The organism is Candidatus Koribacter versatilis Ellin345, assembly GCF_000014005.1.
Lineage (GTDB): Bacteria > Acidobacteriota > Terriglobia > Terriglobales > Acidobacteriaceae > Korobacter > Korobacter versatilis_A.
In genome coordinates, this window is the sequence record NC_008009.1 from 350,987 (window position 1) to 377,756 (window position 26,770).

Genomic DNA, 26,770 nt, shown 5'->3' on the forward strand with positions numbered 1-26,770 from the left:
CTACCAGAAGATGATTTGAAGAATGATGAATCCGACGGCGACTACGCAGGCCCAGAACGCAGGACGCATGTACATCGGCACATCGCCTTCGCTTGGAATTGGTGTCACTGACTTCACGAGCCCGACCAGTTCCGCGTCGGGCCTCGGCTTCGTGGCGTAGCTCACCACCACCGTGACCAGCGCGCAGATGAGACACGACCACAGGGCGCGATACATGTTCTCCGCCATCGCCTGTGCGTCGGGTGACATTGCGACGTAGCGCAGCGCCGAGGGATCGAGCTTCACCCAGGCGTACATGCCGACCGACGAGACGGTACCCGCAAGCAATCCCCAGAAGCCACCTGCATTCGTGGCCCTCTTCCAGAGCATGCCGAGAACGACGGTTGCGAAAAGCGGAGCGATGAAGAAGCTGAAGAGCGCTTGCACGTAATCCATGATGCTGGCGAATTTCATCACGAAGTATGCAGTGAGAATGCTGATGATTACGCCGCCAATCGTTGATGCACGTCCCATGTTTACGTAATGGGCATCGCTCGCATCCTTTTTGATCATCGCGCGGTAGATGTCATACGTCCACACCGTGGTAAAAGCGCTGACATTACCCGCCATGCCGGACATGAATCCAGCGATGAGCGCGGTGATACCGAGGCCGAGGAGGCCGGGGCCGCAGTAGCGCGCGAGCATCAAGGGCAGAACTTCGTTGTAGCTGTGTCCGTGGGTGGCAATAGCTTGGCTTTCGCCTACAAGCTTCATGGGCAGGACGGCGAGGGCGAGCAGTCCGGGCAGAATGACGATGAAGGGGACCAACATCTTGAAGGCGGCGCCAATGATCGGGGCCATCTTCGCCGAACGCATGTCCTTCGCGGCTAGTACGCGCTGCACCACCAGGAAATCCGTCGTCCAGTAGCCCATCGAAATAATCGCGCCCAGTCCGAAGACGATGCCGATCCAATTGATGCCCATCGGGTTGTCGCTGAATTTCCCGAGCGTGGACCAGAGGTGCGTGTACTCCGCTGAGGCATTGCGCGTGATTTGCGCCTTGAGGTTCGTCCAGCCGCCGGCTTCGATCAGGCCCATGATGGGGATGAGAAGCGCACCTGCCCATATCAAAATGAACTGCAAGACTTCGTTGAAGATGGCGGAACGCAGGCCGCCGAGGGTGACGTAGATGGCGACCGTGATGGACGAAACTATGATGCTGACGTTGATGTCCCAGCCGAGAACGACCTTCATCACCAGCGCCATCGAATACATGTTGATGCCACTCATCAGCACCGTCATGAACGCGAACGAAACGGCGGACAGTGCCCGACTGGGTTCACCGAAGCGCAGCTTCAAGTATCCCGGCACCGAGTGCGTCTTGGAGATGTAATAGAACGGCATCATCACAAGACCAAGGAAGATCATGGCGGGAATGGCGCCGATCCAGTACCAGTGGGCGGCGAGGATGCCGTATTGGTAGGCGGCCCCGGCCCAGCCCATCAGTTCGAGAGAGCCGAGGTTTGCGGAGAGGAAACTAAGGCCGGCGATCCACGCGGTCATCTCGCGTCCGGCCATGAAGAAGTCTTCGCCGGTCTTGGCTTGGCCCTTCAGCTGCCATCCAATGGCGAGGACGAGGGCGAAGTAGAACACGATGATGACAAGGTCGGTGCTTGAGAGGTTCACCAACCGGTCCGCTACGAAACTCGCAAGGAGTGGGCTCATGCGGTATCAGTCCTTCTTCTGGCCGTAATAAGAATTTGCTCCGTGTTTGCGCAGGAAATGCTTGTCGTGCAGGGCTTGTCCAATCGCCGCCGAGGATCCGTTGATCGACAGCGTGAAACACGCAATTCGCGCAATGTATTCGAGGATCGCGGCACTCTCGGCCGCCTTCATCGCACTGGCCCCCCAGGCAAATGGACCGTGGTTCGCCACAAGGATTCCCGGGACATGCGCTGCGCCAGTTTTATGTAACGTGCGCACGATGGCGTGGCCGGTATTCATCTCATAATCACCCGTGATTTCCTCGTCTGCCATGGGATCAGTGACTGGGACTGAACCGTGATAGTAGTCGGCATGCGTTGTGCCGAAGCAGGGAATCGGGCGCCGGGCCTGTGCCCAAGCAGTGGCGTATTCGGAATGCGAGTGGGCGACGCCGCCGATCTCCGGAAATGCGCGATAGAGCGCAAGGTGCGTCGCGAGGTCGGATGAAGGGCGGAGGTCGCCTTCCACGATCTTCCCTTCCATGTCAGTGACGACCAGATGTTCGGGTTTCATCGTGTCGTAGGGAACGCCGCTGGGCTTGATCACAATCAGGCCTTGCTCGCGGGAGACCCCGCTGACATTGCCGAAGGTATATAGAACGAGCCCTTTCCGCACCAACTCGAGGTTCGCTTCAAGGACTTCTGCACGGAGTTGCAATAAAAGCATGCTGGCGGCCGGAATCTCAAGTAATCGTTTACTTCGGTTGCACCAAACTAGAACACCATTACGGCTTTGTCAATTCACGCAGAGCAATTTTGGGGCGTAAAAAAGCGCCCCTTGGAGAGGGGCGCAATCGTGCAGTGGTGGAGGTCGAGGGCAGTCTGTGTTTCGCGCCCTCAAAGGAACTCAGCGCCAACCCGTCAAGCGGTAATAAGCGTCGTTCCAGCGCAACTCGTTCTTGCAAGCGTGAACAGTGGTGTCGTTGTCGATCAGCACGCACTCGATGCCCGCCATTTCGGCATAGTCCTGGAGATGTTGGGCGGTAAGGCACAAGCTGAAGCCGGTGTGGTGTGCGCCGCCGGCGTAGATCCAGCATGCGGCGGCCACGGCCAGGTTCGGCTCAGGAATCCAGACAGCGCGCGCTACGGGCAATTTGGGCAAAGGCACCTCGGGCGGAATGACATTCACTTTGTTGATGACCATCCGGAAGCGCTCGCCGACGTCCACGATTGTCGCCACGACGGCAGGACCGGTCTGCGAGTCGAAGACAAGGCGCACGGGATCGCCCTTGCCACCGATGCTGAGGGGATGGATCTCGCACGAAGGCTTGCCGCTGGCGATCGAGGGGCAAATCTCAAGCATGTGAGCCCCGAGTACGAGCCCGCCATTCTCAAGGTGATAGGTGTAGTCCTCCATGAATGACGTACCGGCATCGAGTCCGGCGGCCATCACTTTCATGGTGCGAACCAGCGCGGCAGTCTTCCAATCGCCTTCAGCGCCGAAGCCGTAACCGTCCGCCATCAGACGTTGCACCGCGATGCCCGGGAGTTGGTTAAGGCCGTGGAGGTCTTCGAAGGTGTCGGTGAAGGCGTGGAAGTTGCCGTCTTTGAGGAAATGGCGCAGGCCAAGCTCGATGCGTGCAGCGTCGAGCAGAGACGCGCGTTGCTTGCCCTTCGCGGTCAGCGGCTCGGAGAGGGTGTAGGTGTCCTCGTATTCTGATACTAGATGGTCTACATCCCTGTCGCTTGCGGCGTGAATGCGGGCCACGAGATCGCCGACACCGAAGCCATCTACCGAGTAGGCGAGCTGGATTTTCGCCTGCACTTTGTCGCCTTCAGTCACGGCAACGTTTCGCATGTTGTCGCCAAAACGTGCGACTTTCAAATGTTGCGCATCGTGCCAACCCGCCGCAGCGCGCGCCCAGGTGCCAAGCTCGGAGATAACTTCGAGATCCTGCCAGAAGCCAACCACGACCTTGCGGTCGAGGCGCATGCGGCTGCCGATGAAGCCGAACTCACGGTCGCCATGCGCGGCCTGGTTCAGGTTCATGAAATCCATGTCGATGGTGGCCCACGGCAACTCACGGTTGTATTGCGTGTGGAGATGTAGGAATGGTTTCTGCAGCGCCTTCAGCCCGGCAATCCACATCTTGGCGGGTGAGAAGGTATGCATCCAGGTGACGAGACCGATGCAGTGAGCGGCGTTGTTGGCCTCGCGACAGAGTTCGTGGACGGCGTCTGCGGTGGTGAGCACCGGCTTGAAAACGACGCGAACAGGCATCTGCGGCGTGGCATCGAGTCCACCCGCAATCTCGCGCGAATGTTCCGCGACCTTCTCCAGCGTCTCCGGGCCGTAGAGATGCTGGCTACCGGTAACAAACCAGACCTCGAACTTCTTCAGATCGATCATCATGTTCTCCTGGGCCATTGTCCGTGGCTACTTCGCCGTTCCATCGTCGAGTGCGATGGTGGGCCAGCCATTCTGCCGGACCAAAGAGGAGATTTGCAGTGACGGTTTCCCGCTCTTCGCGTCATGGCAGGGAGTCCATGGCAACGCCGATGAATGAGGCGAGCAGAAGAAGAACAGATCGTGAAACGGTGGTTCCGCGCATCGGGATGTGCCTTCCTTGGTTGCCACGCGCCAATCAGGATCCCCGACGGGGCGCCCGTGGAACGCTGGGGATTCTAGCATAAGAGTAAACGATTACCGCGATTTTGTTGCAGGCAGCCAAAGTGGAAGGCTATAGGGTTTGGCGCAGGCTATTGTGCAACTTCGATTCGGTACAGCCCTTGCGCGAATGCTTCCGGCTCCGTATAGTGTTTGCCGATTGAGTAAGCGTTTACCCAGAATCACGAGGTACCCATGAGCACTCGCCGTGATTTCCTTCGTTCCACTGCCATTGGCGCTGCTGGATTGGCGCTGACCCGTTTCTCGCTGCCGTCGCTCGCGCAAAGCCGCAGCGTCGATTCCCGGATCGAGGTGCTGCTCGACGAACCGCTCGGGACCATCTCGCCGAACATTTACGGTCACTTCACCGAGAACCTGGCCGGGGTGTTTTACGACGGAATCTGGGTTGGCGAGAATTCGAAGGTCCCGAACGTCGGCGGGCTGCGTAAGGCCGTGATCGACCACATGCGCAAGATCAAGGCCCCCGTGATTAGATTCCCAGGCGGATGCTTTGCCGACACCTACGACTGGCGCGACGGCATCGGCCCACGCGAAAAGCGGCCGCGGCGCCCGAACTTCTGGGGCAATGGCGACCCGAAGCAAAACGTAAAGCACAAGTACGACCCCAATGAGGTTGGTACCGACGAGTTCATGCATTTCTGCCGCGAGATTGGCGCACAGGGATATCTTGCAGCCAACGTGCGCAGCCTTCCCGCGGAGCAATTCCAGCAGTGGGTGGATTATTGCAATTCGCCTGCGGGGAGCACGACGCTGGCGGAAACGCGCGCGACGAACGGCTCGCGTGAGCCTTACAAGGTGGAGTTCTGGGGCGTGGGGAACGAGTCTTGGGGATGCGGCGGCGACTTCGAGCCCGGCCAATATGCGATGGAATTTCGCCGCTACGCCACGTGGGTGCCAGGCTTCGGAATGAACTTGAAATTCATTGCCTCCGGGCCAAACGTGGAGGACTACCACTGGACCAGCGGCTTCTTCGAGGCGATGCAGAAGCGGATGGGCTCCCTGCACATGGTCTATGGCTGGGCGCTCCACCATTACGCCTGGAACCTGAGCCGCGGCAAAACCAACGACTGGGACAAGGGCAAAGGCGAAGCTGTGAACTTCGACGCCACCGATTGGTACGAGCTGATGAAGGAAGGTCAGCGCATGGAAGGTCTGATCGAGGGACACTGGCAGGTGATGGGTGAAACCGATCACGAGCATCGCGTAAAGCTAGTAGTGGACGAGTGGGGCCCCTGGTACCGCCCGGGCAGCGAAGCAACTCCCGGGGATGCGCTGGAGCAGATGCCAACCCTCCGCGACGCGGTGTTCAGTGGCATGACCCTCGATATCTTCAACCGCCATCCTGAAAAAGTGGCGATGGCGAACTGCGCGCAGCTCATCAACTGTCTGAACAGTTTGTACCTGGCGCATGAAGACAATTTCACGGTGACTCCAGTTGGGCACGTGTTCGATATGTATGCGCCTCACCAGGGCGGACAGTCGCTGCGCACGATCTTCTCTTCACCGCAGGTGAAGTACGAGCGCGACGGCACACCGGCGACCTTCTGGGGGCTGCGCGGTGCCGCGTCTTTAACCGGGAAAAAACTCTTCGTCACGGCGGTCAATCCGGATACCAGCTCACCACGAGAAAGCGAGATTGCGATCCGCGGGGCGAGCGCGGCTTCTGGCACGCTGACCGTGCTCTCGGCGCCCGACATCCACGCGCACAACACCTTTGAACATCCGGATGCGGTAGTACCCCGTCGGAATGAATTGAAGGTGAATGGCGCGACGGTGTCGCTCGTGATTCCGCCAGCCTCCGTGGTCGCAATCGAATTGGAACTGAGTTGACGGACGGGCTCAGCGATTAACAGAAGTTGCAGAAGGTGCATGGTATCGTGGTGGCCAGCCATTCAGGTTGAGAGTGTGCAGTCAAAAATAGCGCGGGCAAACCGTGTGTGCTCGTCCTGAAAGCGTCGTGGACCGATGGATATTCGGGAGATTGCGAAGAGGGCAAAAGTTTCGACCGCCACGGTCTCGCGGACGATTAACCGCGTCCCAACCGTGGATCCGAAACTGGCCAAGCGCGTCTGGCGGGTCGTTGATGAGCTCGGCTATTTCCCGAACACCCAGGCGCGCGCCCTGGTGTCAGGGCGGAGCCGAATCCTCGGCTTGGTGGTCTCGGAAATCACCAATCCGTTCTTCCCGGAAATCGTGCAGGTCTTCGAAAACATCGCTGTCCAGAACAACTACGAGATCTTGCTCACCTCTACGGGGCACGATCCCGTGCGGATGGAAATCGCAGTCCGGCGGATGATTGAGCACCGCGTGGAAGGTGTGGCACTGATGACCTTCGGGATGGAAGAGTCGCTTCTGGAAAACCTGAAGCGGCGGAAAATTCCGATGGTGATTGTGGACGTGGGGCCGCCGCGTCCGCTGGTGAGCAATATCCGCGTGGATTACCAGCATGGCATACGGCAGGCTGTCCAGCACCTCGCCGCTCTCCGACATCACAGGATCGCGTTTATCTCAGGACCGCTGCGGCTGCCATCGGCGCGGGCGAGGCTTGATGCGTTTAAGAACGCCATGCACGAACTGGACTTGCCGGCACATGATGAGTTGTGGGTGGAAGGTACGCATACCATCGAGGGCGGAGTCGAAGCTGCAGGGCGCCTGCTCTCGCTCCCCTCGCGGCCGACGGCAATTATGTGCTCGAACGACATGACGGCGCTGGGAGTCATGCGCAAGAGCCACGAACTCGGCATCCACATTCCGCACGACCTCTCGCTCATCGGCTTCGACAACATTCACATTTCCGAGTTCGTGCTGCCTCCGCTGACGACGATAGAGATGTCTCAGGCGGAGCTGGCAACGCTGGCATTTAATGCGTTACTCGCCGAGCTGCAACGCAAAACGCCGAACCCGAATGGAACGGAATACGCGCTGGAGACACACCTGATCTTGCGCGAGTCCACCGCACGTCCAAAGCAGGAAGCGGATAACGCAAAGAAGAAAAAGGCCGCGCGGTAAAACCCTTCAGAAACTAGATCTTCTCGGCCACAGCATTCTGCCGGTCTGAGTAGTATTTGTAGCTCAACCAAGCCACCACGCTCATCATTCCCACCCATCCCAGGAAGCGCACGAAACCCGCAACTTGCGTGTCGCGGCCAAGCAAGCCCCACCAGCCGAACATGGTGTTCCAGTCATGTTCCACGTAGTCGGAGTCGCCGAGCGAGACAAGCGGCAATGCCTCAGCGCGCGCGTCGGCCATGTAGGTGGCGGTGTAGAGGAAATTTTCGAAGAAGAAGAATGTGCAGAAGACGAAGCCGGAAAGCTGCCGGTGATAGAAAAAGTAGGCGGCGAGGAGGAACGGCACCAACCATTGCAGCAGCGTCCCTCCCATGATGCCGATCTTGTAGCCGAACCAGCCGAAGAGCGCGTGCCCACCTTCGTGAACGGCAAGATTTGCATTGTCAATGAAAAGGAAGCCGTCGCGATTGGTGGCGGCGTACAGAAGGAAGAGCCCGTAGAAAATTGCGGAGGCGACGATTATCGGTGTCGATACCGGCTTCCACTCCGCATCTTCGGCTGCAAAGCGCTCGAACATTAACGGCCAGAATAGAGCGTTGGCTTGGGTACCTGAAACTGGAATCAAGCCGGCAGACGCATAAGAGTAACGGCGGCTTCGGTTTCGCCGTGGCAATACCTTCGTATTGGCTTCTCCCGAACTTCTTGAAATCGGAGATAGTCTCCGGTTATCTAGTCTTCGTATGCGCTTAGGTCCGACGACGACGCGGCGCACGAATGCACTCAGCATTCATAGGAGATGAAGCATGGCAAGCGTGACAACGAATACTCTTGGAGCAACATCCACGACCGACGAAGTGCTGGCAGGCGCTATTGTCTGGATTGCCACGTCGGAAAGGTCGTTCCGGACGACACGACGATTACAGCAGTGAGTGAAGGGGTCCGTACGTACGCGGTAGCTCCAGAGAACGCGGAAGCGCTCTGGAAGAAAAGCGAAGAACTGGTCGGAGAGACGTTCTAACCCACAATAAGTAAGGATGGCAGGCCGAAGCCCGCCATCCTTTTGAAGCCCACGGTTACGCCGCGATGTGCCGGAAGCACCAGAACAAAAATCCGGACAACATGATCGAGACCGGCAGGGTGAGCACCCAGGCCAGCAACAGGTTGCGCACCGTGCCCCACTGCAAGCCGGAATGGTTTGCTGCCATCGTTCCGGCGACTCCCGAAGACAGCACGTGCGTGGTACTCACCGGTAAGCCGAACCAATCGGCTGCTCCGATCGTCGCCATGGCAGTGATTTCCGCCGCAGCGCCTTGACCGTAGGTAAGGTGATCTTTGCCGATCTTCTCTCCAACCGTGACGACAATGCGCTTCCAGCCCACCATCGTTCCAAGTCCGAGTGCGATGGCGACCGCGACCTTCACCCATCCGGGGATGAACTTCGTGGCGACATCAATATGGTTCTTCTTGTAGTTGTCGAGGATCTTCCAGTCTGCCGCGGAAATCTGGATGCTCGGTTGCTTTTTCATCAAGCGCAGCGCTTCACTCACGAGATACATGTCGTTGCTCGGGAATGTGGACGCAACCGTCGCGTTCCGATGTGCCGGTTCGGTGGAGAGTAAAGACGAGCGCCCTTTCGTGGGGTGAATGTTCGATGAAACTGGGTGATATCAATCCCTGATTGGGTCGAAAAAAGGAGGCTAAATGCCCTTCGCATTCCTCACGCGTTATTTGATTTCAAACGGCTTAGCTCTCATGTGGGGGTACTTTGGTAATGGCAAATCCCCGAAAGTAATCTGTGCTCAAAGAAAGGTGGCCCGTATAAACAACGTGCCATGAAAAGCTCGAAAGTTGAGCTTCAACTTTGTCTCGCGATCGTCCTGTGCTTGCTTGCATGCACTCCTCTGTTCGCCGCTGCGCCAACGTTGAACTCCATCTCTCCAAAGTCCGCACCGCTGAATACCGCGGTCACGCTCCAGTTGGTCGGAGCGAATTTCGCCTCGAACTCGCAGGTCTATTTCAACGGCAACGCCGTTCCGACGACCTTTAGCAGCACTACGGTGCTGCAAGCTTCCGTCCCCGCTGCGAGTGTGGCCACTCCGGGGAATTTTGCAGTGACGGTGACGACGCCCTCCATGGGCACCAGCGCGGCGTTGATGTTCACCTCTTATGTCGCGCTGCCCAACAACAGCATGGCGTATAGCGCCGCGACAGGTCAGTTGTACGTGTCGGTACCGAGCACCGCGGGCATGCCCTACGGCAATTCGGTGGTGGCGATCGACCCTGTGACCGGCGCGATCACGAAGTCGATCTTCGTCGGCAGCGAGCCTAACAAGATGGCAGTGAGCGCCGATGGCACCGTGCTCTGGGTAGGACTCGACGGCAGCTCCGCTGTGCGCCAGGTTAGTCTGACCGCCGGCACCGCCGGGGCAAAGATTACGCTGGGCTCAAACACCGGTACGAATGCACCGCCGGTTGCGCTGTCTCTAGCGGCACTGCCGGGATCGCCGAATTCGTTCGTGGTTTCCATGACCGCCCCGTTGGGCGGAACGGTTGTCGCGATTTACGACAACGCGACGCGCCGCGCGAATACGTGGAGTGCCTCGACTTACTCTGGAAATGCATTGCAGACGAATGCAACGACCTCTGAGGTGTATGTCGGCGGTCCGACCTACTACCAACCTCTTTCTTATAGCGCGACCGGATTGAGCGTTCCGAGGCTCGGTTCCTCGGGCAACTTCACCGGCAGCACAGACGACCTGCAGGTTGTGAATGGCGAAGTCTATACCGATCTTGGCGCGCTCTACGACGCGGAGACCGGTGCGCGGAATGGTTCGCTTCTGAATGGTTCGAACCTCGCCGCGGGTCCCACTTTCACCGACACGCCGCTCGGCAAGACGTTTGTGTTCGACAGCCCGACCGCGAACAAGTACACGCAGGTGCAGGTTTTCACCACGAGCACTTCGGCGTTGGCTGCAACCTTCCCGTTGAACCTCGCTTCGAACACCACCGGCACGCCGTCGCACTTGTTACGCTGGGGCACAAATGGCCTGGCAGTGCGCGACAATGTGGCGATCTATGCGTTCCGCTCTGCGCAGGTCACGAACCTCGCGGGGATCAATGCAGACCTCAGCGTCACCCTCGCGCAGAGTGGCACGCCGACCACCGGTAATTCCATCACCTACACCGCGACGGTGAAGAACGCCGGACCGGCCACCTCTACGAATGTCGCCTTCACGGCCCAGGCTCCTGCGACAGCGAGCATCGTTTCCATTACGCCGACCGTCGGCTCGTGTTCCAAGCTGAACGGCCTGAGCTGCAATCTCGGCAGTCTCGCGACCGGGGCAACCACGACAGTTACGGTTGTGGCAAAACAGATGCTCGCCGGGTCCGTGGTGCTCAACGCGCAAGTCTTTGGTTCGGAGAACGACCCCAACCTGGCAAACAACCAGGCTTCGACGTCAGTTCTCACCATCACCGGTAACCCTTATAACGGGGTTCCGACGATCACCTCGATTTCCCCCGCTGCCATTCAAGCGGGCTCGGGCACTACCATGGTCACGGTTACCGGAACGGGCTTCTCGACGGCAGCGTCGATCTTGATTGACGGCACTGCACTCGCGACGACCGTCCTCAGCAGCACGCAAGCCACAGCTATGGTTCCTTCGACCAAGTTGGCGAGCCTGGGTTGGAGCAAGATCAACGTTTCCAATCCAGCGCCGGGCGGCGGAGTTTCCTACGTGCTGCCACTTTCAGTATTCAAAGTGCTGAGCGCAGGTGCGAATCACATCGTCTATGAGCCGTTCAGCCGCAAGCTGATTGCCAGCATTGGCGCCGGCGGCAGCGGATTCACTGCGAATTCGGTGACAACGATCATCCCCGACACGGCGACGGTTGGCACGACCATGTTGCTCGGCGCCGCGCCGACCAGCCTGGCGGTCACATCCGATGGACAGGCTCTGTACGCGACCTTGCCGAGTGTGCCGAGCGTGGCGCGCTTCAACCTGCTCGCACAGAAGCTCGACTTCACGTACACGGTGCCGAAGGGTTCATCCTTCACTGGCACGATTAACCTCCGCGGCGTTTCTACGCAACCGGGGAATGTGAACACCGTCGCTCTGGATCTTGGCGCGAGCAACGGCATCGGCATTTACGACTTCAACTCCACGACGAAGACGGCTGCGTTGCGTGGAAGCAATACCGGCAACTACACCGGTTCCTGCGTTCGTTATTCCGATTCGACGAACCTGATGGCGTTTGACTCGGACAGCAACCTGACGTTCAACCACTTCGCAGTGCCCGCGGCCGGGTTTGCCTATAGCAATCCGACGCAGTACAGCACCTGGTCGCTGGCCAGCTTCAATTGCTTCCAGATGAACGGCGGCTATGCCTTCGCGAACAAGGGCGGAGCGGCCATCCCGGTATCCGCGGCGACGACGGAGGTCGGCGTCTTCAAGCCGATCCCGAACGTCACGACCTCGACCATGCAGGTTGTGGCGCCGGACGTTTCGCTGCACGTGGTCTTCTATCTGGCGCAGACACATTCACTTTCCAGCACGAGCGCGGTAGACGGCTTGGTGACCTACAACCAGACGACGTACATGCCGAACACGACGATCCCGATGGGCCTGGACCTGATCGAAAACACGACGTCGTTCGGTGGCGTGGATTTAGTGCGCTGGGGGCAGGATGGCTTGGCCGCGTTGACTAGCACCGGTAAGATCTACTTGCTGCGCGGCGGCGCCGTGGTTCCGCAACTGCTTTCGACGCGCACGGCGGCAACGCTGACGTCGGCATCGGTTACGTCGGTGACACATGGTTCGGGCAACCTGTTGATCAGTGTGGTGGGCACGAACTTCCAGAGCGGTATGGTGCTGACCTGGAATGGCAACTATCGCACGACAAACGTGACGGACGCGACGCATGCAACGGTTGCGATTCCGGCATCGGATTTTGCGAGCATCGGAGCCGGAACGATTACGGCAGTGAACGCGGGGGCTCCGGCTTCCTCGGGCCTGTCCATCACCATCAACTAGACCCGTGCGGTGCTACACTGGCGCGGGTTCTTATGATTACTCGACGGTGTTTCCTCGCAACTTCCGTCAGCGCAATTACGGCTTCGCTCCTCAGCGAAGCCGTCCCGCTTTTTGGCGGAACAACTCCGAACATCCAATTTCCTACGCAACCGCGCGAGCGGATCGCGATCGCATCGTATCCATTTCGCGATTTCATCGATTTGCCACCCGGCGAAAAGCCGGAGGGCCCGCAGCATCCGCGTATCCCGCTCAAGGACTTTCCGGCGCACGTGATATCGAAGTTCAATGTCAACAAAGTTGAGCTGTGGACGGGGCACTTCCCATCAGCCGAACAGAGCTATCTGCGAGAGCTTCGGCAGGCGCTCGATAAAGCCAAGGCGAAGGTAGTAAATCTCGCGGTGGATGGTGAGCATAGCCCGTACTCGCCCGATGCCGAGGAGCGCAAGAAGGCAATCGCTTTCAGTAAGCAGTGGATTGACGCCGCGACTTTCCTCGGCTCGCCAAGTGTTCGCACCAATCTTCCCGATGCGAAGGGAGCCGCTCCGGACTTAAACGTAATGGCTGGGAGTCTCACCCAGGTTGTGGAGTATGCGGCGTCGAAGAATGTCGTTGTGCATCTCGAGAACGACAACCCGATCAGCGAAGACCCCTTCTTTCTGGTGAAACTGGTTGAGAAAGTGAACAGCCCATGGCTGCACACGCTGCCGGACTTCTGCAACAGCTTGACTGCCAAGCCCGCGCAATATGCGTACGACGGCGTGAATGCGATGTTCAGCCATGCGTATGGCATGTGTCATGTGAAGGCTATGGAGAACGACCGCGATGGCAAGCCGGTGCACGTGGACATGGCGCGCACCTTTGGGTTCCTCAAGCAGCACGGCTATAAAGGATTCTGCTCGATGGAATACGACAGCCCCGGCGATCCGTACGCCGGCACGTCGGAACTCATCGAGACCACGCTGAAGTTTCTGGCGTGATTATTCGCGGCGCTTTTTGCCGGGCTTAAACATCGCCCACATTTCGTCGGTCATCATCTGTCCGACGTAGTTGAACTCGCCCGCGCCTTGCAGCCACTCGCCACCGTCGATGGTGACAACCTCGCCGTTGATGTAGCCGGCACCGTCGCTCACGAGAAACGCTGCGAGATCTGCAATCTCTTCCGGTCGTCCGAAGCGCCGCATTGGCACGCGTTGCTTTGCGATTTCTTCTAGTTGATCGCTTGGAATCAATCGCGAGAAGGCGCCTTCCGTCGGCACCGGCCCCGGCGCGATCGCGTTGAGACGAATACCCCGAGGTCCCCACTCGACAGCGAGGCTGCGCATAAGCGCCAACACTCCGGCTTTCGCGACCGCCGACGGAACCACATAGCCCGAGCCTGAGCCGGTAGAAGCATAGGTGGCGACGATGCTCAGCACGTTCGCGGGTTTCTTCTCCGCCAGCCAGCGACGTCCGCATGCCATCGTCAGATTGATCGTTCCGTTGAGCACGATTCCAATCACGGCCTCCCACGCGCGCGGAGAGAGTTCCTCGGTTTTCGCCAGAAAATTCCCGGCGGCGTTGTTCACAAGAATATCGAGCGGGCCATCGTTCCAGATCTGCGTGATCATTGTGTCTACCGCCGCGAGATCTCGTACATCGCAGGGAATGCCGTGAATCTCGCCCCCAGTCGCTGACGTCAGCTCTTCGCAGGTTCCGCGCAGCACTTCTTCGCGACGCCCGCAGATGTACACCGTCGCGCCGAGTTCGAGAAACCGCCGTGCCATCGCTTTGCCGAGGCCCGTGCCGCCGCCCGTGATGAGTGCGCGTTTTCCCTGAAGCAAGTCTTTCGCGAACATAAGAAACCCTCCGCCCGAAGGAGGAGGGTATCAGAGGGAAAGCTCACTACAGCGCTAATCCTTTGTGCGCGCGTTCACGATGGGAATGTTATTTCGACGCGAACGTCGTCCACGGATATGCATCCATGTCGCGCTGCAATGGCTTCTGCCAGTCGTATTCCGGATGCTTCGCGAGATGGTCGGCGGCCTTGAAGTCCTTCCCGCACGCGTGCCCCGCTGCTGCCGAGAAGCTCATCTTGGCAATCATCCCGGAGTCGGCGGCTTTGTTCTGCACCGCACCGGCGGTACCGAACGGCGGCACCCAATCGCCAGATCCGCGCGGCGAAAGCTCGATGTGCCCGTCCAGCGTGCGCTCATCGGGGTCTTCTTTCTTCTCGAAGGTGTCGTAGTGATCGGCTTCGAATTTTTGCGCGGCGGCGAGATCTATTTTGCCCTTGTTCTCTGCCATGAGCTGTTCCCATCGCACGTGGCGAGCATTCGAGCTCTCACTCATGTTGTTCACGTCGTAGCTCGACGCTTCTTCCTTGATCAGCTTCTCGTTGATCGGGAAGTTTGATCCCACAAAATATCCATCCTTCGTGCGTTCCAACGTTACGTTTTTCAAGCCAAGCTCAAGGCGGGCGACTTCGTTGTTTCTCTCATCGGCAACGAGCCAGGCATTCGCATAGCCTCCATTGTTGCCGTCTTTCATAATGCGGGCGAAATCATCAACGTTCGTTGCATACTGTGCGGCTTTACGTGCGCGCACGAACTCGGGGATGGCGTTCGGATCGTAGCCTTCAAAGTGTCCGATCGTAGTCTCGGTGATCGCGATACCCGCAGAGTTCACAACGAAATCGTCGGCGCTGTGAATGAAGCCCGGCAGACCATCCATGAGCATGCGCTTGCCATTCGTAGGCTGGATGTCATAGATGATCGTCCAGCGCTCGCCTTCAAGATAGGTCGTCCAGTTGTTGTGGGCGATAACGACCTTGCCGTCCTTCGTATATTTGCCGGTCGCGACGAAGGCGCTGCAGTGCTCCGGCGTCCCGAGCTTTGCTGTCGTGGTAATGCCGTGCTGCTTGTCGTAGACCTTGACGTAGTAGCTCCACTCCAGCGCCGCGTTCATTGCGACCACGTCCCATACATCTATCTTCACGCCATGCGCGGTGGCCCCATCGGCGATGCCCTGAAGTTCGTTGCGATATTCCTTCTCGATGTGCGGCCACATCATGTTCTGCGCGGCATCGCGGAAGAATTGCCAGTCTTTCTTATAGTCGTGCGCGGCCTCAAGTTGGACGACGTGCAGAGTGTCCTGAACTTCATTCGCAAGCAGGTAGCCACTCTGGAAGCCGAGCTCATGCGGCGTGCCTTCGATGTGAACGTAGGTCCAGCCGTTCTTCGCCGGTTGACGGTAGGCCTTCTTCAGTTCGGCAGGTTGGCCCTCTGCGCGCACGGTACGAACGATGGGCAGCCACAAGACCGCGCCCGCGAGAGCGATGCCCGCCAATGCTGCAATAGATTTACGCATGAAGACCTCCAGGGTGAGTTCAGGGATTCTAGCAAACCCGACGTTCAGGCATCGGCAATTCGGGAGCGCTCTGTCATACTTTGCTGAACATGGCCAACATTCTTTATGGCGTAAACGGTGAGGGCGCCGGGCACTCGACGCGCTCGCGGGAAGTTTTGGCGCACCTGGTGAAAGCTGGACACAACGTCCACGTCGCCTCGTTCGATCGTGGACTGCAAAATCTGCGCGACGAATTCGACGTCACCGAGATCTATGGTTTCCGCTTCGCATATGTGAACAATCGTGTGCGCTACAACCGTACGATTGCCAAGAACCTGTTCACGGCGCCGAAGGCGGCGCGCAGCTCGCACCACCTCGTGAAGCTGGCGGAAGAGTGGAAAATCGATCTCGTCATCACCGACTTCGAGCCACTTACGTGCCATGTCGCGCATCGCCGTCATCTGCCGGTCATTACGATTGATAACCAGCACTGCCTGACAAATACGCTGGTTTCGTATCCGAAGGAGTTCCGTCGCGATGCCGCGGCTGCGAAGCTCGTCTGCCGGCTTATGACGCCACGCGTGGACGCAAGCCTGGTTACCTCTTTTTTTGTGCCGAAGGTGAAGAAGGCGAAGACGTTCATCTTTCCGCCGATCCTGCGGCAGGAAATCCTCAGCGCAAAGCCGACCGAAGGCAATGCAATCCTCGTGTACGTCACTTCCCCCGCGCCCGCGCTAGCAAAGACGCTCGCCGGAGTTCGCGCCGAGTTTATCGCTTACGGGTTTGGCCGTGAGGGACGCGAAGCGAACATCACCTATAAGAAGCCGAGCATAACGGGCTTCCTTGCCGATCTTGTCGCGGCGAAAGCCATCATCGCCAACGCCGGCTTTTCACTCGTGACCGAGGCTCTGCATCTTGGCAAGCCGTATCTCGCGGTTCCGGTCGCGCACCAATTCGAGCAGACATTCAACGCCTATTGGCTTCAACGCATGGAATACGGCGCTTGGTGGGACGACCTGAATAAAGAGCGCGTCGAATCGTTTCTTTACAACCTTCCGCTCTATCGCGAGAAGTTGCAGGGCTATCCGCGGCAGGGTAACGATGCGATCCTGGCAAAGCTCGATTCGCTGATCGAGGACTTCACGGCGCCGCGCAAACGCGCTGCAGGCCCCCGATAATTCGCGACAACAAGAAACTGCCGATACGCGTAGTCAAGGAGGCTCCCTAAGCGCGCATCGGCAGGTTCGTCGTGTTCCGTCGACGATTTCTTTTGCAGGATCGATGGCCCCGAAGGGCTGACCGTCCTGACGTTGATTCCAAACTAGCGAAATTTGACGGCGAAGAGAAACGCATAAAAATTATGCGAATCATCGGAAGAATAGGACGCAAGCCGTAGAGTCTTATTTTTTCGCGCGATGCGATTTGCCGTCGAGCATCGTCGTCCACGCACCGTCTGCGATGCGGAACTCAGTCTTGAAAGTCTCGTCGTCGCCGCTGAAGGTGTTCGTCGTGCGGACTTCGGTCTTCTTGCCGTCCTGCTCGAAGCTGTTGTCGTAAGTCCAGACATTGCTTTCGATTTTCACCTTGCCGGTAAACGGTGCTGCCGAGCCGGTCATGGTGTAGTAGGTAAAGTCGCCGCCGTCATCGCTCGGGGTGTAGATCGTCAACTGCTGGTGCGTGCCTTTGTCGTCGGTGAGCGTCTGCTCGCAGACGAGGTAGTGCCCCTGCGTAGACCAGCTGCAATCGGTCTTCGACGCAACTTTGCCCGCGGGAGACATCGGCGTTTCCACGAACGTTCCGCCGCCCTCCCAGTGACCGACAAATGCGGCGAGCGGTTTTGCGGCATCCGTAGCTTGCGCGAATGCGGTCATCGAGGCGGTGAGCAGAAGAGCAACGTGCAGAAGAGTTCGCATAAGAGGGAAGTAGTTTACCCCGCGTTGGTTACTTTGCGGTTGCAGCGAAAGTGTTAGTACTCCTGCGTCGCTGCCGTTGCTCACGACGCAATTGCAGGGCCCTCGCGATGTGCGGCACGTCCTCCACGCTCTCGTAGAGCAGCCAGGAGATCACCAGGCCCTCGACATCGCACAAGATTCCGACGACCAGCGCTGCGGAAAGTAACCAGCCCGAGATGTTAAATCCGAGCAGCGCGATCACCGCCGCTCCGAGGAGCAGTCCCCACGCCTTCGAGCTATACATGTGATACGCGGCTTCCCGTCGGAATTTCAGGTAGTCGAACGAGTAGCGCAACAGTTCCATCGCGATCAGTCCAGCCAGCAGCCAGCGACGCTCCCAGAGCACGTCATAGTGCACCTTCCATCCGATGTAGAGAATCGCAAGATAGAAGATGGTGTCCATCACGCTATCCATGCGGCGGAGCAGCGGCGTGGCCACTCCCAGCCGTCGCGCCACGATTCCGTCGAAAATATCGAGCACGACTTCAGCGACGATGCAGGCGGAAATCCACCAGCCACTGCGGCCGGTAAGCGCAAGCCAGATGACAATCGGCGCAAAGAGCACGCGACCGAGCGTCATGGACCAGGGAATGAGTTGTTTCATTTCTGACGTGAGTTTAGGCATTACGAGGCTGCAAAACAACTACGCACTCCGGAGCGAACGGAGTGCGTAGCGAAGGGTCCGTTGGACGCGGACCGCGAGCTTCGTGATCCACATCGGCTCACGACTTGTTGCTCGCGTTCGCCGCCTTCTTGGCCTCGAGAATAAACGCCGTCAGTTCATCGCTCCACGGACGCTCCGCGGTCTTTGGCCAATTCTTTCGGTCGGCGTAGAGCTTGGTCAGCCCTTCCGCGATTTGCGGCTTGCCACCGGTGAACGCATTGATCAGCCCCAGCCAGCGTTTTGCCAGTTGCTGGGCACGTTCACTCTTCGGATCCACCCCATCTTTCACTGCCTGCTGGCAATCGGCAGTTAGCAGTTCCCAGTCCTTCTGTCCTTGCTGCATGCCTTCGGGACCCAGCTCTTCTCGCCGTTTCTCCAGATCTTTCTGTGCTTCGGGCGAGTAATACTTGTTCATCCAATCCGTGTTCTGTTCCATCTCGATTGTCTCCACAATTGATTTCAAGGTCTGCCAGTCCGCCTTCCCCGATTCGTCCAGCAAGCGCCGCGCTTTCTCAACAGCCTTGAGCGCGCCATCGAGCGTTTTGCGTCGGCGTTCCAAAGCCTCTTGTTGAAGTTCGAGCGTGGTGCGCAGGTCGTCGGAATTGCGGTCCACCAGGTCCTTGATTTCCTGAAGCGAGCAGCCGATGAACTTCAGCACCGTGATGCGTTGCAGCCGAATGAGATCGCGCTCACCGTACACGCGGTAGCCCGACTCCGTCCGCTCCGGCTTTAGCAGCCCGAGCCGATCGTAGTGGTGCAGCGTGCGCACGGTGACGCCAGTCTCTTTCGCGAACTGCTGGATGCGCATCGCGCGTGTCAAGGTCCCTCCGTTGCTCGATCTGAATGGAGTGTCGGGCCTGACGTTACGTCAGGGTCAAGCGAGAAGAGAAAAATTTTCTGCGGAGACCAAAGATTCCGCCGCCACTAGCACGGTCCCAATCCAAACCAGGTCGGCAACGCCAAGGTGCAGCATTTGCAGCCACACTGGGGCTTGCAGCGCGATGTTCATGATCCCGAGAAAGAGCTGGGTGACGATTGCGATCCCGACCAGTCCCGCAAATCGCTTGGCGCGCTCGTGGGTTCGGGTGGTGAGTGACACGAAAACCGCGACGATGATCGTCGACAGCAGCGCCAGTGCAGGATGAAGGATTCGCAGCCGGATGAGGAAGTGGCTCGTCGGCGAAAAATCGGCGGAAATCGTTGCGTTAGGAAATAGTGTGTCGCCGAGCGCAGCGATGACGCCGGCCGCGGCTGTGATCAACAGCATCGCCAGCGCTGCAATCGTGAGCCACAGCCGCTTTGTGTTCCAGCGGACGCTCGATCCATCCAGCGGCAGCCACACCGCGGTCGCGGCAATTGCCGCCAGCAGCAGCATGGTATTGGTCGAATGGATGGGCAGCGAGATGGCGCGCATCGCCGACTTGTCTTGTGCCACCAGCGCCAGCTTCACCAGCATCGCGCCCAGGAGAGCTTCGCTCAACATCAGAAATGCCGCGGCAACGGCCATAACGCGCGCTGGGTGTCGCTTTGGCAAGGCTCGCCAGCACAACACCAGCAACGCCAGCACAAGAATCGCGGCAATCCCGCTACTGGCGCGATGCGAAAACTCAATCAGGGTCTCGATCCTCGCCCCGCGCGGGATGACCTCGCCATTACAGAGTGGCCAGTGGTTCCCGCATCCCGCACCCGCGCCGGTGGCGCGCACATAGGCGCCCCACACGATCACCGCAATGTTGTAAGCCAGCGTTCCCCAGGCAAACTGGGTGATGCGGCGAACGGCGGTCGAGGGCGGTGCGACAACTGCGGTGGTGGCCATGAAATAAGGATAGACCATCCACCGCGTCTTTTATTCGTAACGCAGCGCTTCCATCGGTTCCACGCGCGAGGCCCGTCGCGCAGGAATCGAGCCGGCGAGCACCGCTACTAGGAAGATCGTCAGCAGTGCGAGCCCGAGCGAGAGTGCATCATGCGGCGACAGCCCGAATAGTTGGCTTTGCAGCGTCTTGCTCGCGAACCACGCTACCGGCAGCCCGACGGCCAGGCCCGCGACAACAACAATGCCGATTTCGCGCAATACCATGCGCACAATCCGGGTGCGGTCCGCGCCAAGCGCCATGCGGATGCCGATCTCGTTTGTCCGTTGCGCGACGGTGTAGGCGATGGTGCCATAGAGCCCGATCGCGGCGAGCAACAGCGCCAACACTCCAAACCCGCTGCTCAGCATCGCAAACGTGCGTTCGAGGAAGAGCACTTGGCCTACCACCTCTTCCTCGGTGTGGATTTTTTCGACGGGAACGGTCTTGTCGAGTTGCATCGCCGTTTTCTCGATCAGGGCGACGAGCGTTCCCTGCGGCAGGGTGCTGCGCACTTCAAAGGTCATGAACTGCGGTACTTCTTTGCGCTGGATATAGGAGAAATACGCGGTCGGAGGCACCTCTTCGCGGATCTGCGCATACTTCACGTCGCGCGCAACTCCGACGATCTGGTATGGCCGCGGCTTCTTCACCGAACCAAGATTGATCTGGTGTCCGATCGGGTTGTCGCCACGGAAGTATTTCTTCGCGAGCGCTTCGTTGATCACGGCGACTTGCGGCGCGGTGGGGCCATCCACCTCTCCAATACCGCGTCCGAGCAGAATCGGAATCTGCAGTGTCTCGAAGTATGCTGGACCGACATCGTGGCGGTAAATGTCCACATCTTTGCCCTCAGGCGTGTAGCCCTGGATGCGTCCGGTGGTCACCGACGATCCGGAGCCGATCGGTCCGTGCAGCGAAAAAGTGACGGCCTGAACCCCTGGTGCCGCGCCCAATTGCGACTGCATGTTGTGGTAGTACGCAATGAGCTGATCGTTGGTGTAGCCATTCAGCCCAGGGCTAACGGTAAAACGCGTCATGTTGGCACGCTGATACCCGAGGTCTACGTTCTGCAGTCGACCCAGCGTACGAAGGAACAATCCGCACGCAACCAGCAGCACAAACGACAACGCGATCTGCACGGCGACCAGCACTTTGCCCGAGAAAAAGTTTCTATTCGTAACGCTCCCCGCGGTTTGCTTCAGCGTCGTGAGCGGCTGCACCTTGGCTGCATGCCAAGCGGGCGCCACTCCAAACACCAGCGCGCTGAGAAACGTAATTCCGAATGCGAATGCGAGCACGGTCGCGTCCGGCGCAAGCTCCACGTGCACGGCCGAGCGTCCGCTCGACATCAGTTGCACCAGCAGGGCCGTCGCCCATCGCGCTACGACCAATCCGCCGATGCCGCCGAGAATGCCGAGCAACAGGCTCTCGGTAAACACCTGGCGGATAATGCGCGACTTCGGCGCGCCGAGACTGACCCTTACTGCGACTTCTTTCTGCCGCGAGGTCGCGCGGGTAAGCAGCAGCGCGGCCACGTTGCTGCACGTAATCAGCAACACTAGCCCCACCATCCCCATTAGCAGCCAAAGGGACGTGGAGAAATTCCGGCGAAGGCTATCGAGACCACGAGCAAGCGGAACCGTTCCAATTTGCGGTGGAGCCTTCTTCGCAGCCTGCGCATGTTCTTCCGGCGCGCCGCCGTCGCCCCCAAACAGTCCCTCGGTGCCGCCTTCCGACTGCTTCTTCGTGTCGAGCGCTTGCGAGAACAGAACACTCAACTCGGCATTGGCGGTTGCGTCCGAAACCCCAGGCTTAATGCGTCCGATGACGCCAACCCACCACGCGCGCCGACTGCGAAGATAGCTATTCGGTTCCGCCTGCTTGTCAGCCATCGAAAGCAGAGGGTTGTTGAGCTTGTCGAGTTGCTCGGCATACCAATGCATCGCCACGTAGACATCCGGCTCAATGCTCGGGTCCACGCCGAAAAACTCCGGCGGCGCCACGCCGACCACAGTCATCGGGCTCCCATTCACGTCGATCGTGCCGCCGATTGCGCTCGCCTGGCCGCCGAACTGCTTCTGCCAGAACTTGTGCGAGATCACCACCACCGGCTGCGCACCAGTCGCATCATCACTCGGCTGCAGGCCACGTCCGGCGACGGGCGACAGCCCCATGCCGCTGAAGAAATTTCCCGAGATGCCAACCAGCGTCGCATTGCTGGCATGGCCGTTCAATCCCACGTTCACGTTCTCTTCGTTGGCGGCAAAAGCAAACGTCGTATCGAAGGAATGGTTCTTGGCCGCAAAGTCCTCGTACGCCGGATACGAAAACGAATAGCTGCCGAAGCGCCCACCTGCCACGCGCGTAAAGCTGCCTTCCAGATCTTCGAGGTAAGCATCCGGGAAGTCGGAGGTCGGCACCGTCCACTGCATGAGCTTGAGCTGCGCCGGATTGTAGACAGGCAATGTCTTCAACATCACCGCATTCACAGCGCTGAAGATCGCGGTATTTGCGCCAATCCCCAGCGCAAGCGACAGCACAATCAGCAGCGTGAATGCCGGCCGCTTGCCGAGCATTCGCAACCCGTAACGCAAGTCCTGAAGAATCCTGCCCATTGAACACACCTCCGGAAGGAGGATGAGGTGCAACTTAGGTGCCAAGTGAAGTCACTGAAACGCAATCGGTTGCGTGACGAAGCGAAGACAAGGCTGTTCAGGAACGATGCGCGATGTTCGAGACCGGACAGTGCTTCAAACCGCAGGTTTCGCGTCAGGATCAATTTGGCCGCTGCCGTTGCAGGCCGAGCAATCAGCAATGCGCGCACCCTGGCAGGCAGGGCATGCTTGGTTCAGCACCAATAATCGCGACTTCACGCCAGTTCCGGAACACGCAGGACACGTCACCCGGCCGGAACCTTTGCAGACGGGGCACTCCATTCCAAACATTGTAGTGATTTCGCGAGATTCCCGAATTGCAGATTTGTTCCCTCATCCGAGCAAGACCGAAACGAGAAACCGGCACCGGGTTCTCGCGTCGCCCATGGCGCGGTAAACTTGTAAGTTCCGAGAGAGGTTGTTGACGTGCCTGAGCTTCGCAAAGATCCCATCGTCGGCCGCTGGGTAATCATCTCCACCGACCGTGCCAAGCGTCCTACTGATTTCCTGCGCGAGCGGTTCGTGCACAAGGGCGGATTCTGCCCGTTCTGCTACGGCAACGAGACCAAAACTCCGCCGGAGATCCTCGCCTACCGGCCTTCCAACGGAGGCCCGCCGGCTCAACCCAACACCCCGGGATGGACCGTCCGCGTCGTGCCGAACAAATTCCCAGCGTTGGGGATCGAAGGCTCGCTGAATCGCCAAGCCGAAGGCATGTTCGACAAGGTCACCGGCATCGGTGCGCACGAAGTCATCATCGAGAGCCCCGAGCACCTGGAGACCCTCGCAACGTTACCCGAGAAACGCATCGAAGACGTGCTCTGGGCCTATCGCGACCGCATCCTCGACCTGAAGCAGGACCGCCGTTTCCGCTACATCCTCATCTTTAAGAACCACGGTGAAGCCGCCGGCGCGTCGCTCGAGCATCCCCACGGGCAGTTGATCGCGCTGCCGATTTTGCCCAAGCACATCGTGGAAGAACTCGAGGGCGCCAAGCAGTACTACCTGATCAAAGAACGCTGCGTCTATTGCGACATCATCCGGCAGGAGACCGAGGCCGGCGTGCGCATCATCGCCGAGAACGATAGCTTCGTGACCCTCGCGCCCTACGCTCCACGTTTCCCGTTCGAAACCTGGGTGATGCCGAAGCGCCATGAATCCGCCTTTGAAAACGCTTCTTCCAAAACCTACCAGGACCTTGCGCGAGCCCTGAAGCAACTGCTGATGAAGAGCGACCGAGTCCTCGACAATCCCGCGTACAACCTCGTGATTCACAGCGCCCCCATTCAGGACCCGGCCCTAGACCACTTCCACTGGCACATCGAATTCATGCCCAAGCTCACCAAGACCGCCGGCTTCGAGTGGGGAACAGGCTTCTACATCAACCCGACGCCGCCAGAAGAAGCCGCACGGTTCCTGCGTGAAGCGAGGGTGGAAACGCCCCAGACGGTGGGAAAATAAGCGTTGAGAGAAGCTCGTCAAGCGGAGCCACCAACGAAGCTGCTTGTGAATAGGTAGTGGTACGGGCTGTTATCGCCAACAAACCTATGGATTCGGAACAACGAGAGATGCAAGATCGGGTCAACTTACCCGCAGACGCTGTCACGGTCAGCCTGTGGGATACGCTGCATGATGGTGATGTGCTGGCCATCGAGTCCGACCTTTTGGCAAGATCGCTCACGATTGTTTTTCAGGTTGGTTACGTCAGTCGTTTCCAAAAGCTGCCAGACGAAACGCGTTTTGTTTTGAAATTCAGTGGCGTGCGGTCTGTCCAATGTTTAAAGAGCGCTTCCTGGCCCGGCGAGTTTACTGTTCCACCCGGCACAAGCCGCGAGGATGAACGGAAACTCATCGACGATTACCACAGCAAATGGCGCGAAGAGTCATTCGCATGGGGCGATTTGGAACGGACGACTGGCGCGGGGCTGGAAGTTTCCAATGCGCTGCTCGCCACCGCCGACGCTTTCGTTGCTCTACAACTTGGCCTACTGGTCGGCGATGGTTCATACGTTGATGCGTTCATACGAGCCGAACGCATTGACTTCTTTGTTGGTGAAGATTCTGTCACGTTAGGGGCTTTCAGTTCTCTGGGAGAAGCCTATTGGGAAGCCTTCGCCAACCGAAAGCCGAGCGGTAGTGACATTTAGCTGGCGGTAAATCGCCTTCTCACAAGTAATCCGGTATGAAACGGTGGGTATCTATGGAATGGATTTTCGGCGCGGTGCTCGTCGTGACGATCGGCCTCTACGTGTGGTCGATTGGCTGGACTGGGCGCCGGATCACCAGGAAAATTCAGCCGTTCATTGATGATCTGTTCGGTACTCAGAAGAGGCCGCCGAAATAACTATTGGTAATGTATGGTCCGCCGCCGGACTGCAAGAGGTAGAGTGATGGACGGAATGACAGTCTGCGCAAATGTATCCGGCCTCAATGTGGAGATTCGATTCTCCGGGCCTCGATGATGATCCGCGCGCGCCGGTCCTGATAAATCGCTCGGTCAGTGAGACCGTTATCAACAACAGGTTTTCCGGCGCGCCGTTTGACTGTTTTCTCGTCCTTCTTCTTCCTCCGCAGACCCTGGTAGAACTGGTTGATCACCAGCCGCCGCAGCGGCGGTGGGAAAGTGGAAAGCGGTGTTTGCTTTCCAAGCGCAGCGTCTTTTCCACGGCCGAACTACGCTGCGGCCGCCAAGGGCTGATGGCGGTAAGGCTCACCCTTCGCGAGTACCGCCCAGGCGATACGCGCCAGCTTGTTGGCGATCGCGACGATCACCTTGTTGCGCGGTGCACGCTCGGCCAGCTTGTGGATCCACTGCCCCAACCCTGCGGTGTCGTACTTCACCCGGATCAGGACAGCACGCGCGCCATGGATCAGCAGCTGTCGTAGATAACGGTTGCCGCGTTTGCTCATGCCGTAGAGCGCCGTCTTGCCACCCGTGGAGTACTGTCGGGGAACAACACCGAGCCACGCCGCGAAGTCGCGACCCTTGCGGAACGACGACCCGTTGCCGATAGCGGCCACGGTTGCTGTCGAAACCAGCGGCCCGAAGCCTGGGATCTGGCGCAGACGCTGGCAGAGTGGATCGCTGGTGCTGATCCGCTCGATGGCGTCGCTGATAGCGATGATCCTAGCTTCCAACTCCTTCCACTCCTCCGCAAGTTCAGAGAGCAGCCAGCGCAGCCTCGGCGTCAGGTTCTGGGTCGCGTCTTCCAGTACACCCGGAAGTTGCTTGCGCAGGTGAATCGGCTTCGCGGGAAAGATGATGCCGCGCTCCAGCAGGAACCCGCGGATCTCGTTGATCAGTGCCGTGCGCCGCTGCACCAGGCGAGTGCGCACGCGGTGCATAGCCTGCAGATCGAGTTGCTCGTCGGTCTTGACTGGCACGAAGCGCATGTTCTCCTTCTGCACCGCGTCGGCGATCGTCTCGGCATCGAGAAAGTCACTCTTGTTCGACTTACGGTAAGGCTTCACGAACTGGGCTGCCATGAGGCGCACGTCGTGTCCCTGCGCACATAGGGCTGTCGCGAGAAAATGGGCGCCGGCACAGGCTTCGGTGCCGATCAAAGTGGGCTCGAGGTTGGCCGTGTAAGCCAACAGCTGTTGACGCGAGAACTTCCGCCGCACCAGCACGCGGTTGCGCTCTCCCATCGCCACCAGGTGAAACACGGTTTTACCGAGATCGATACCGACCGCTACGATACGCATGAGATGATCCTCCTGTTGGAATCTGCCGAGCCGAAAGATCGTACTCGGCGGCGGACCATCTCATTAATCCCCTTACCGCAAGTAATCCCCGCGATTCGGCGGCTTAGCTGTGCCAGTTCACCCGTCCTCACCTCAGCCGCTGTCGTTTCTATGCGCTTGTCCGATCACCACACAGTCACAGTTAGCCTTACATTGACTCTGT

At 58.8% G+C, this 26,770-nt stretch carries 21 protein-coding genes; 8 read left to right on the top strand and 13 right to left on the bottom strand.

The window, feature by feature from the left end:
- The 3 genes from ACID345_RS01665 to araA form a co-directional block, all read right to left on the bottom strand.
- Nucleotides 1–1,704 (bottom strand): sodium:solute symporter family protein, encoded by a 1,704-nt coding sequence (locus ACID345_RS01665; RefSeq protein WP_011521131.1) that lies wholly within the window; start codon nt 1,702–1,704, stop codon nt 1–3.
- Nucleotides 1,705–1,710: 6 nt separating this feature from the next.
- Complete coding sequence (locus tag ACID345_RS01670; protein WP_011521132.1) at nt 1,711–2,409, bottom strand: L-ribulose-5-phosphate 4-epimerase; 699 nt, start codon at nt 2,407–2,409, stop codon at nt 1,711–1,713.
- A 180-nt stretch (nt 2,410–2,589) separates the two neighbouring features.
- Nucleotides 2,590–4,092 (bottom strand): L-arabinose isomerase, encoded by a 1,503-nt coding sequence (gene araA / locus ACID345_RS01675; protein ID WP_011521133.1) that lies wholly within the window; start codon nt 4,090–4,092, stop codon nt 2,590–2,592.
- A gap of 453 nt (nt 4,093–4,545) precedes the next feature.
- Between araA and ACID345_RS01680 the strand changes: the two genes are divergently transcribed.
- Both ACID345_RS01680 and ACID345_RS01685 read left to right on the top strand, forming a co-directional pair.
- Nucleotides 4,546–6,201, top strand: coding sequence for an alpha-N-arabinofuranosidase (locus tag ACID345_RS01680; RefSeq protein WP_011521135.1), 1,656 nt, complete (start codon nt 4,546–4,548; stop codon nt 6,199–6,201).
- 135 nt (nt 6,202–6,336) lie between these two features.
- Nucleotides 6,337–7,380: a LacI family DNA-binding transcriptional regulator gene (locus tag ACID345_RS01685; RefSeq protein ID WP_011521136.1), complete on the top strand. Its 1,044-nt coding sequence runs from the start codon at nt 6,337–6,339 to the stop codon at nt 7,378–7,380.
- A gap of 13 nt (nt 7,381–7,393) precedes the next feature.
- Here ACID345_RS01685 and ACID345_RS25010 read toward each other — a convergent pair whose 3' ends face one another.
- Nucleotides 7,394–7,957, bottom strand: coding sequence for a hypothetical protein (locus ACID345_RS25010; protein ID WP_049761614.1), 564 nt, complete (start codon nt 7,955–7,957; stop codon nt 7,394–7,396).
- 496 nt (nt 7,958–8,453) lie between these two features.
- Nucleotides 8,454–8,936: an inorganic phosphate transporter gene (locus ACID345_RS01700; protein WP_011521138.1), complete on the bottom strand. Its 483-nt coding sequence runs from the start codon at nt 8,934–8,936 to the stop codon at nt 8,454–8,456.
- A gap of 276 nt (nt 8,937–9,212) precedes the next feature.
- Here ACID345_RS01700 and ACID345_RS01705 point away from each other — a divergent pair, with 276 nt between their 5' ends.
- Complete coding sequence (locus ACID345_RS01705) at nt 9,213–12,413, top strand: IPT/TIG domain-containing protein (RefSeq protein ID WP_011521139.1); 3,201 nt, start codon at nt 9,213–9,215, stop codon at nt 12,411–12,413.
- 32 nt (nt 12,414–12,445) lie between these two features.
- A complete protein-coding gene (locus tag ACID345_RS01710; RefSeq protein ID WP_011521140.1) occupies nt 12,446–13,390 on the top strand; it encodes a sugar phosphate isomerase/epimerase family protein in 945 nt (314 codons plus the stop codon).
- On the opposite strand, the gene ACID345_RS01715 is transcribed toward ACID345_RS01710, so the two are convergent.
- Together ACID345_RS01715 and ACID345_RS01720 are read right to left on the bottom strand one after the other, a co-directional pair.
- Entirely contained in the window at nt 13,391–14,248 is an 858-nt protein-coding gene (locus ACID345_RS01715) for an SDR family oxidoreductase (RefSeq protein WP_011521141.1), read from the bottom strand.
- An 88-nt stretch (nt 14,249–14,336) separates the two neighbouring features.
- Nucleotides 14,337–15,758 carry a C45 family autoproteolytic acyltransferase/hydolase gene (locus ACID345_RS01720; protein WP_011521142.1) on the bottom strand — a complete coding sequence of 474 codons (1,422 nt, stop codon included), beginning with the start codon at nt 15,756–15,758 and terminating at the stop codon, nt 14,337–14,339.
- Between the two features lie 89 nt (nt 15,759–15,847).
- Here ACID345_RS01720 and ACID345_RS01725 point away from each other — a divergent pair, with 89 nt between their 5' ends.
- Nucleotides 15,848–16,915, top strand: a complete 1,068-nt coding sequence (locus tag ACID345_RS01725) for a glycosyltransferase family protein (RefSeq protein ID WP_011521143.1) — start codon at nt 15,848–15,850, stop codon at nt 16,913–16,915.
- A gap of 222 nt (nt 16,916–17,137) precedes the next feature.
- Here the strand turns inward: ACID345_RS01725 and ACID345_RS01730 are convergent, their stop codons facing one another.
- The 5 genes from ACID345_RS01730 to ACID345_RS01750 all read right to left on the bottom strand — a co-directional run bounded on the left by ACID345_RS01730 (nt 17,138) and on the right by ACID345_RS01750 (nt 22,824).
- Nucleotides 17,138–17,650: a DUF1579 family protein gene (locus ACID345_RS01730; RefSeq protein WP_011521144.1), complete on the bottom strand. Its 513-nt coding sequence runs from the start codon at nt 17,648–17,650 to the stop codon at nt 17,138–17,140.
- A gap of 28 nt (nt 17,651–17,678) precedes the next feature.
- Nucleotides 17,679–18,314 (bottom strand): CDP-alcohol phosphatidyltransferase family protein, encoded by a 636-nt coding sequence (locus tag ACID345_RS01735; RefSeq protein WP_083763644.1) that lies wholly within the window; start codon nt 18,312–18,314, stop codon nt 17,679–17,681.
- Nucleotides 18,315–18,411: 97 nt separating this feature from the next.
- A complete protein-coding gene (locus ACID345_RS01740; protein ID WP_011521146.1) occupies nt 18,412–19,173 on the bottom strand; it encodes a MerR family transcriptional regulator in 762 nt (253 codons plus the stop codon).
- Between the two features lie 54 nt (nt 19,174–19,227).
- On the bottom strand, nt 19,228–20,169 hold the full coding sequence (locus ACID345_RS01745) for a COX15/CtaA family protein (RefSeq protein WP_187148921.1): 942 nt from the start codon (nt 20,167–20,169) through the stop codon (nt 19,228–19,230).
- A gap of 30 nt (nt 20,170–20,199) precedes the next feature.
- Nucleotides 20,200–22,824, bottom strand: coding sequence for an ABC transporter permease (locus tag ACID345_RS01750; RefSeq protein ID WP_011521148.1), 2,625 nt, complete (start codon nt 22,822–22,824; stop codon nt 20,200–20,202).
- Between the two features lie 465 nt (nt 22,825–23,289).
- Here ACID345_RS01750 and galT point away from each other — a divergent pair, with 465 nt between their 5' ends.
- The 3 genes from galT to ACID345_RS26785 all read left to right on the top strand — a co-directional run bounded on the left by galT (nt 23,290) and on the right by ACID345_RS26785 (nt 25,207).
- The gene (gene galT / locus ACID345_RS01755) at nt 23,290–24,324 is read left to right on the top strand and encodes a galactose-1-phosphate uridylyltransferase (protein WP_011521150.1); all 1,035 of its coding nucleotides are present in this window, start codon (nt 23,290–23,292) and stop codon (nt 24,322–24,324) included.
- 107 nt (nt 24,325–24,431) lie between these two features.
- The gene (locus ACID345_RS01760; protein ID WP_041855338.1) at nt 24,432–25,010 is read left to right on the top strand and encodes a hypothetical protein; all 579 of its coding nucleotides are present in this window, start codon (nt 24,432–24,434) and stop codon (nt 25,008–25,010) included.
- Nucleotides 25,011–25,063: 53 nt separating this feature from the next.
- The gene (locus tag ACID345_RS26785; RefSeq protein ID WP_187148922.1) at nt 25,064–25,207 is read left to right on the top strand and encodes a hypothetical protein; all 144 of its coding nucleotides are present in this window, start codon (nt 25,064–25,066) and stop codon (nt 25,205–25,207) included.
- 329 nt (nt 25,208–25,536) lie between these two features.
- Here ACID345_RS26785 and ACID345_RS01765 read toward each other — a convergent pair whose 3' ends face one another.
- Nucleotides 25,537–26,568, bottom strand: a complete 1,032-nt coding sequence (locus ACID345_RS01765) for an IS110 family transposase (protein WP_011521152.1) — start codon at nt 26,566–26,568, stop codon at nt 25,537–25,539.
- Nucleotides 26,569–26,770 lie beyond the last annotated feature (202 nt).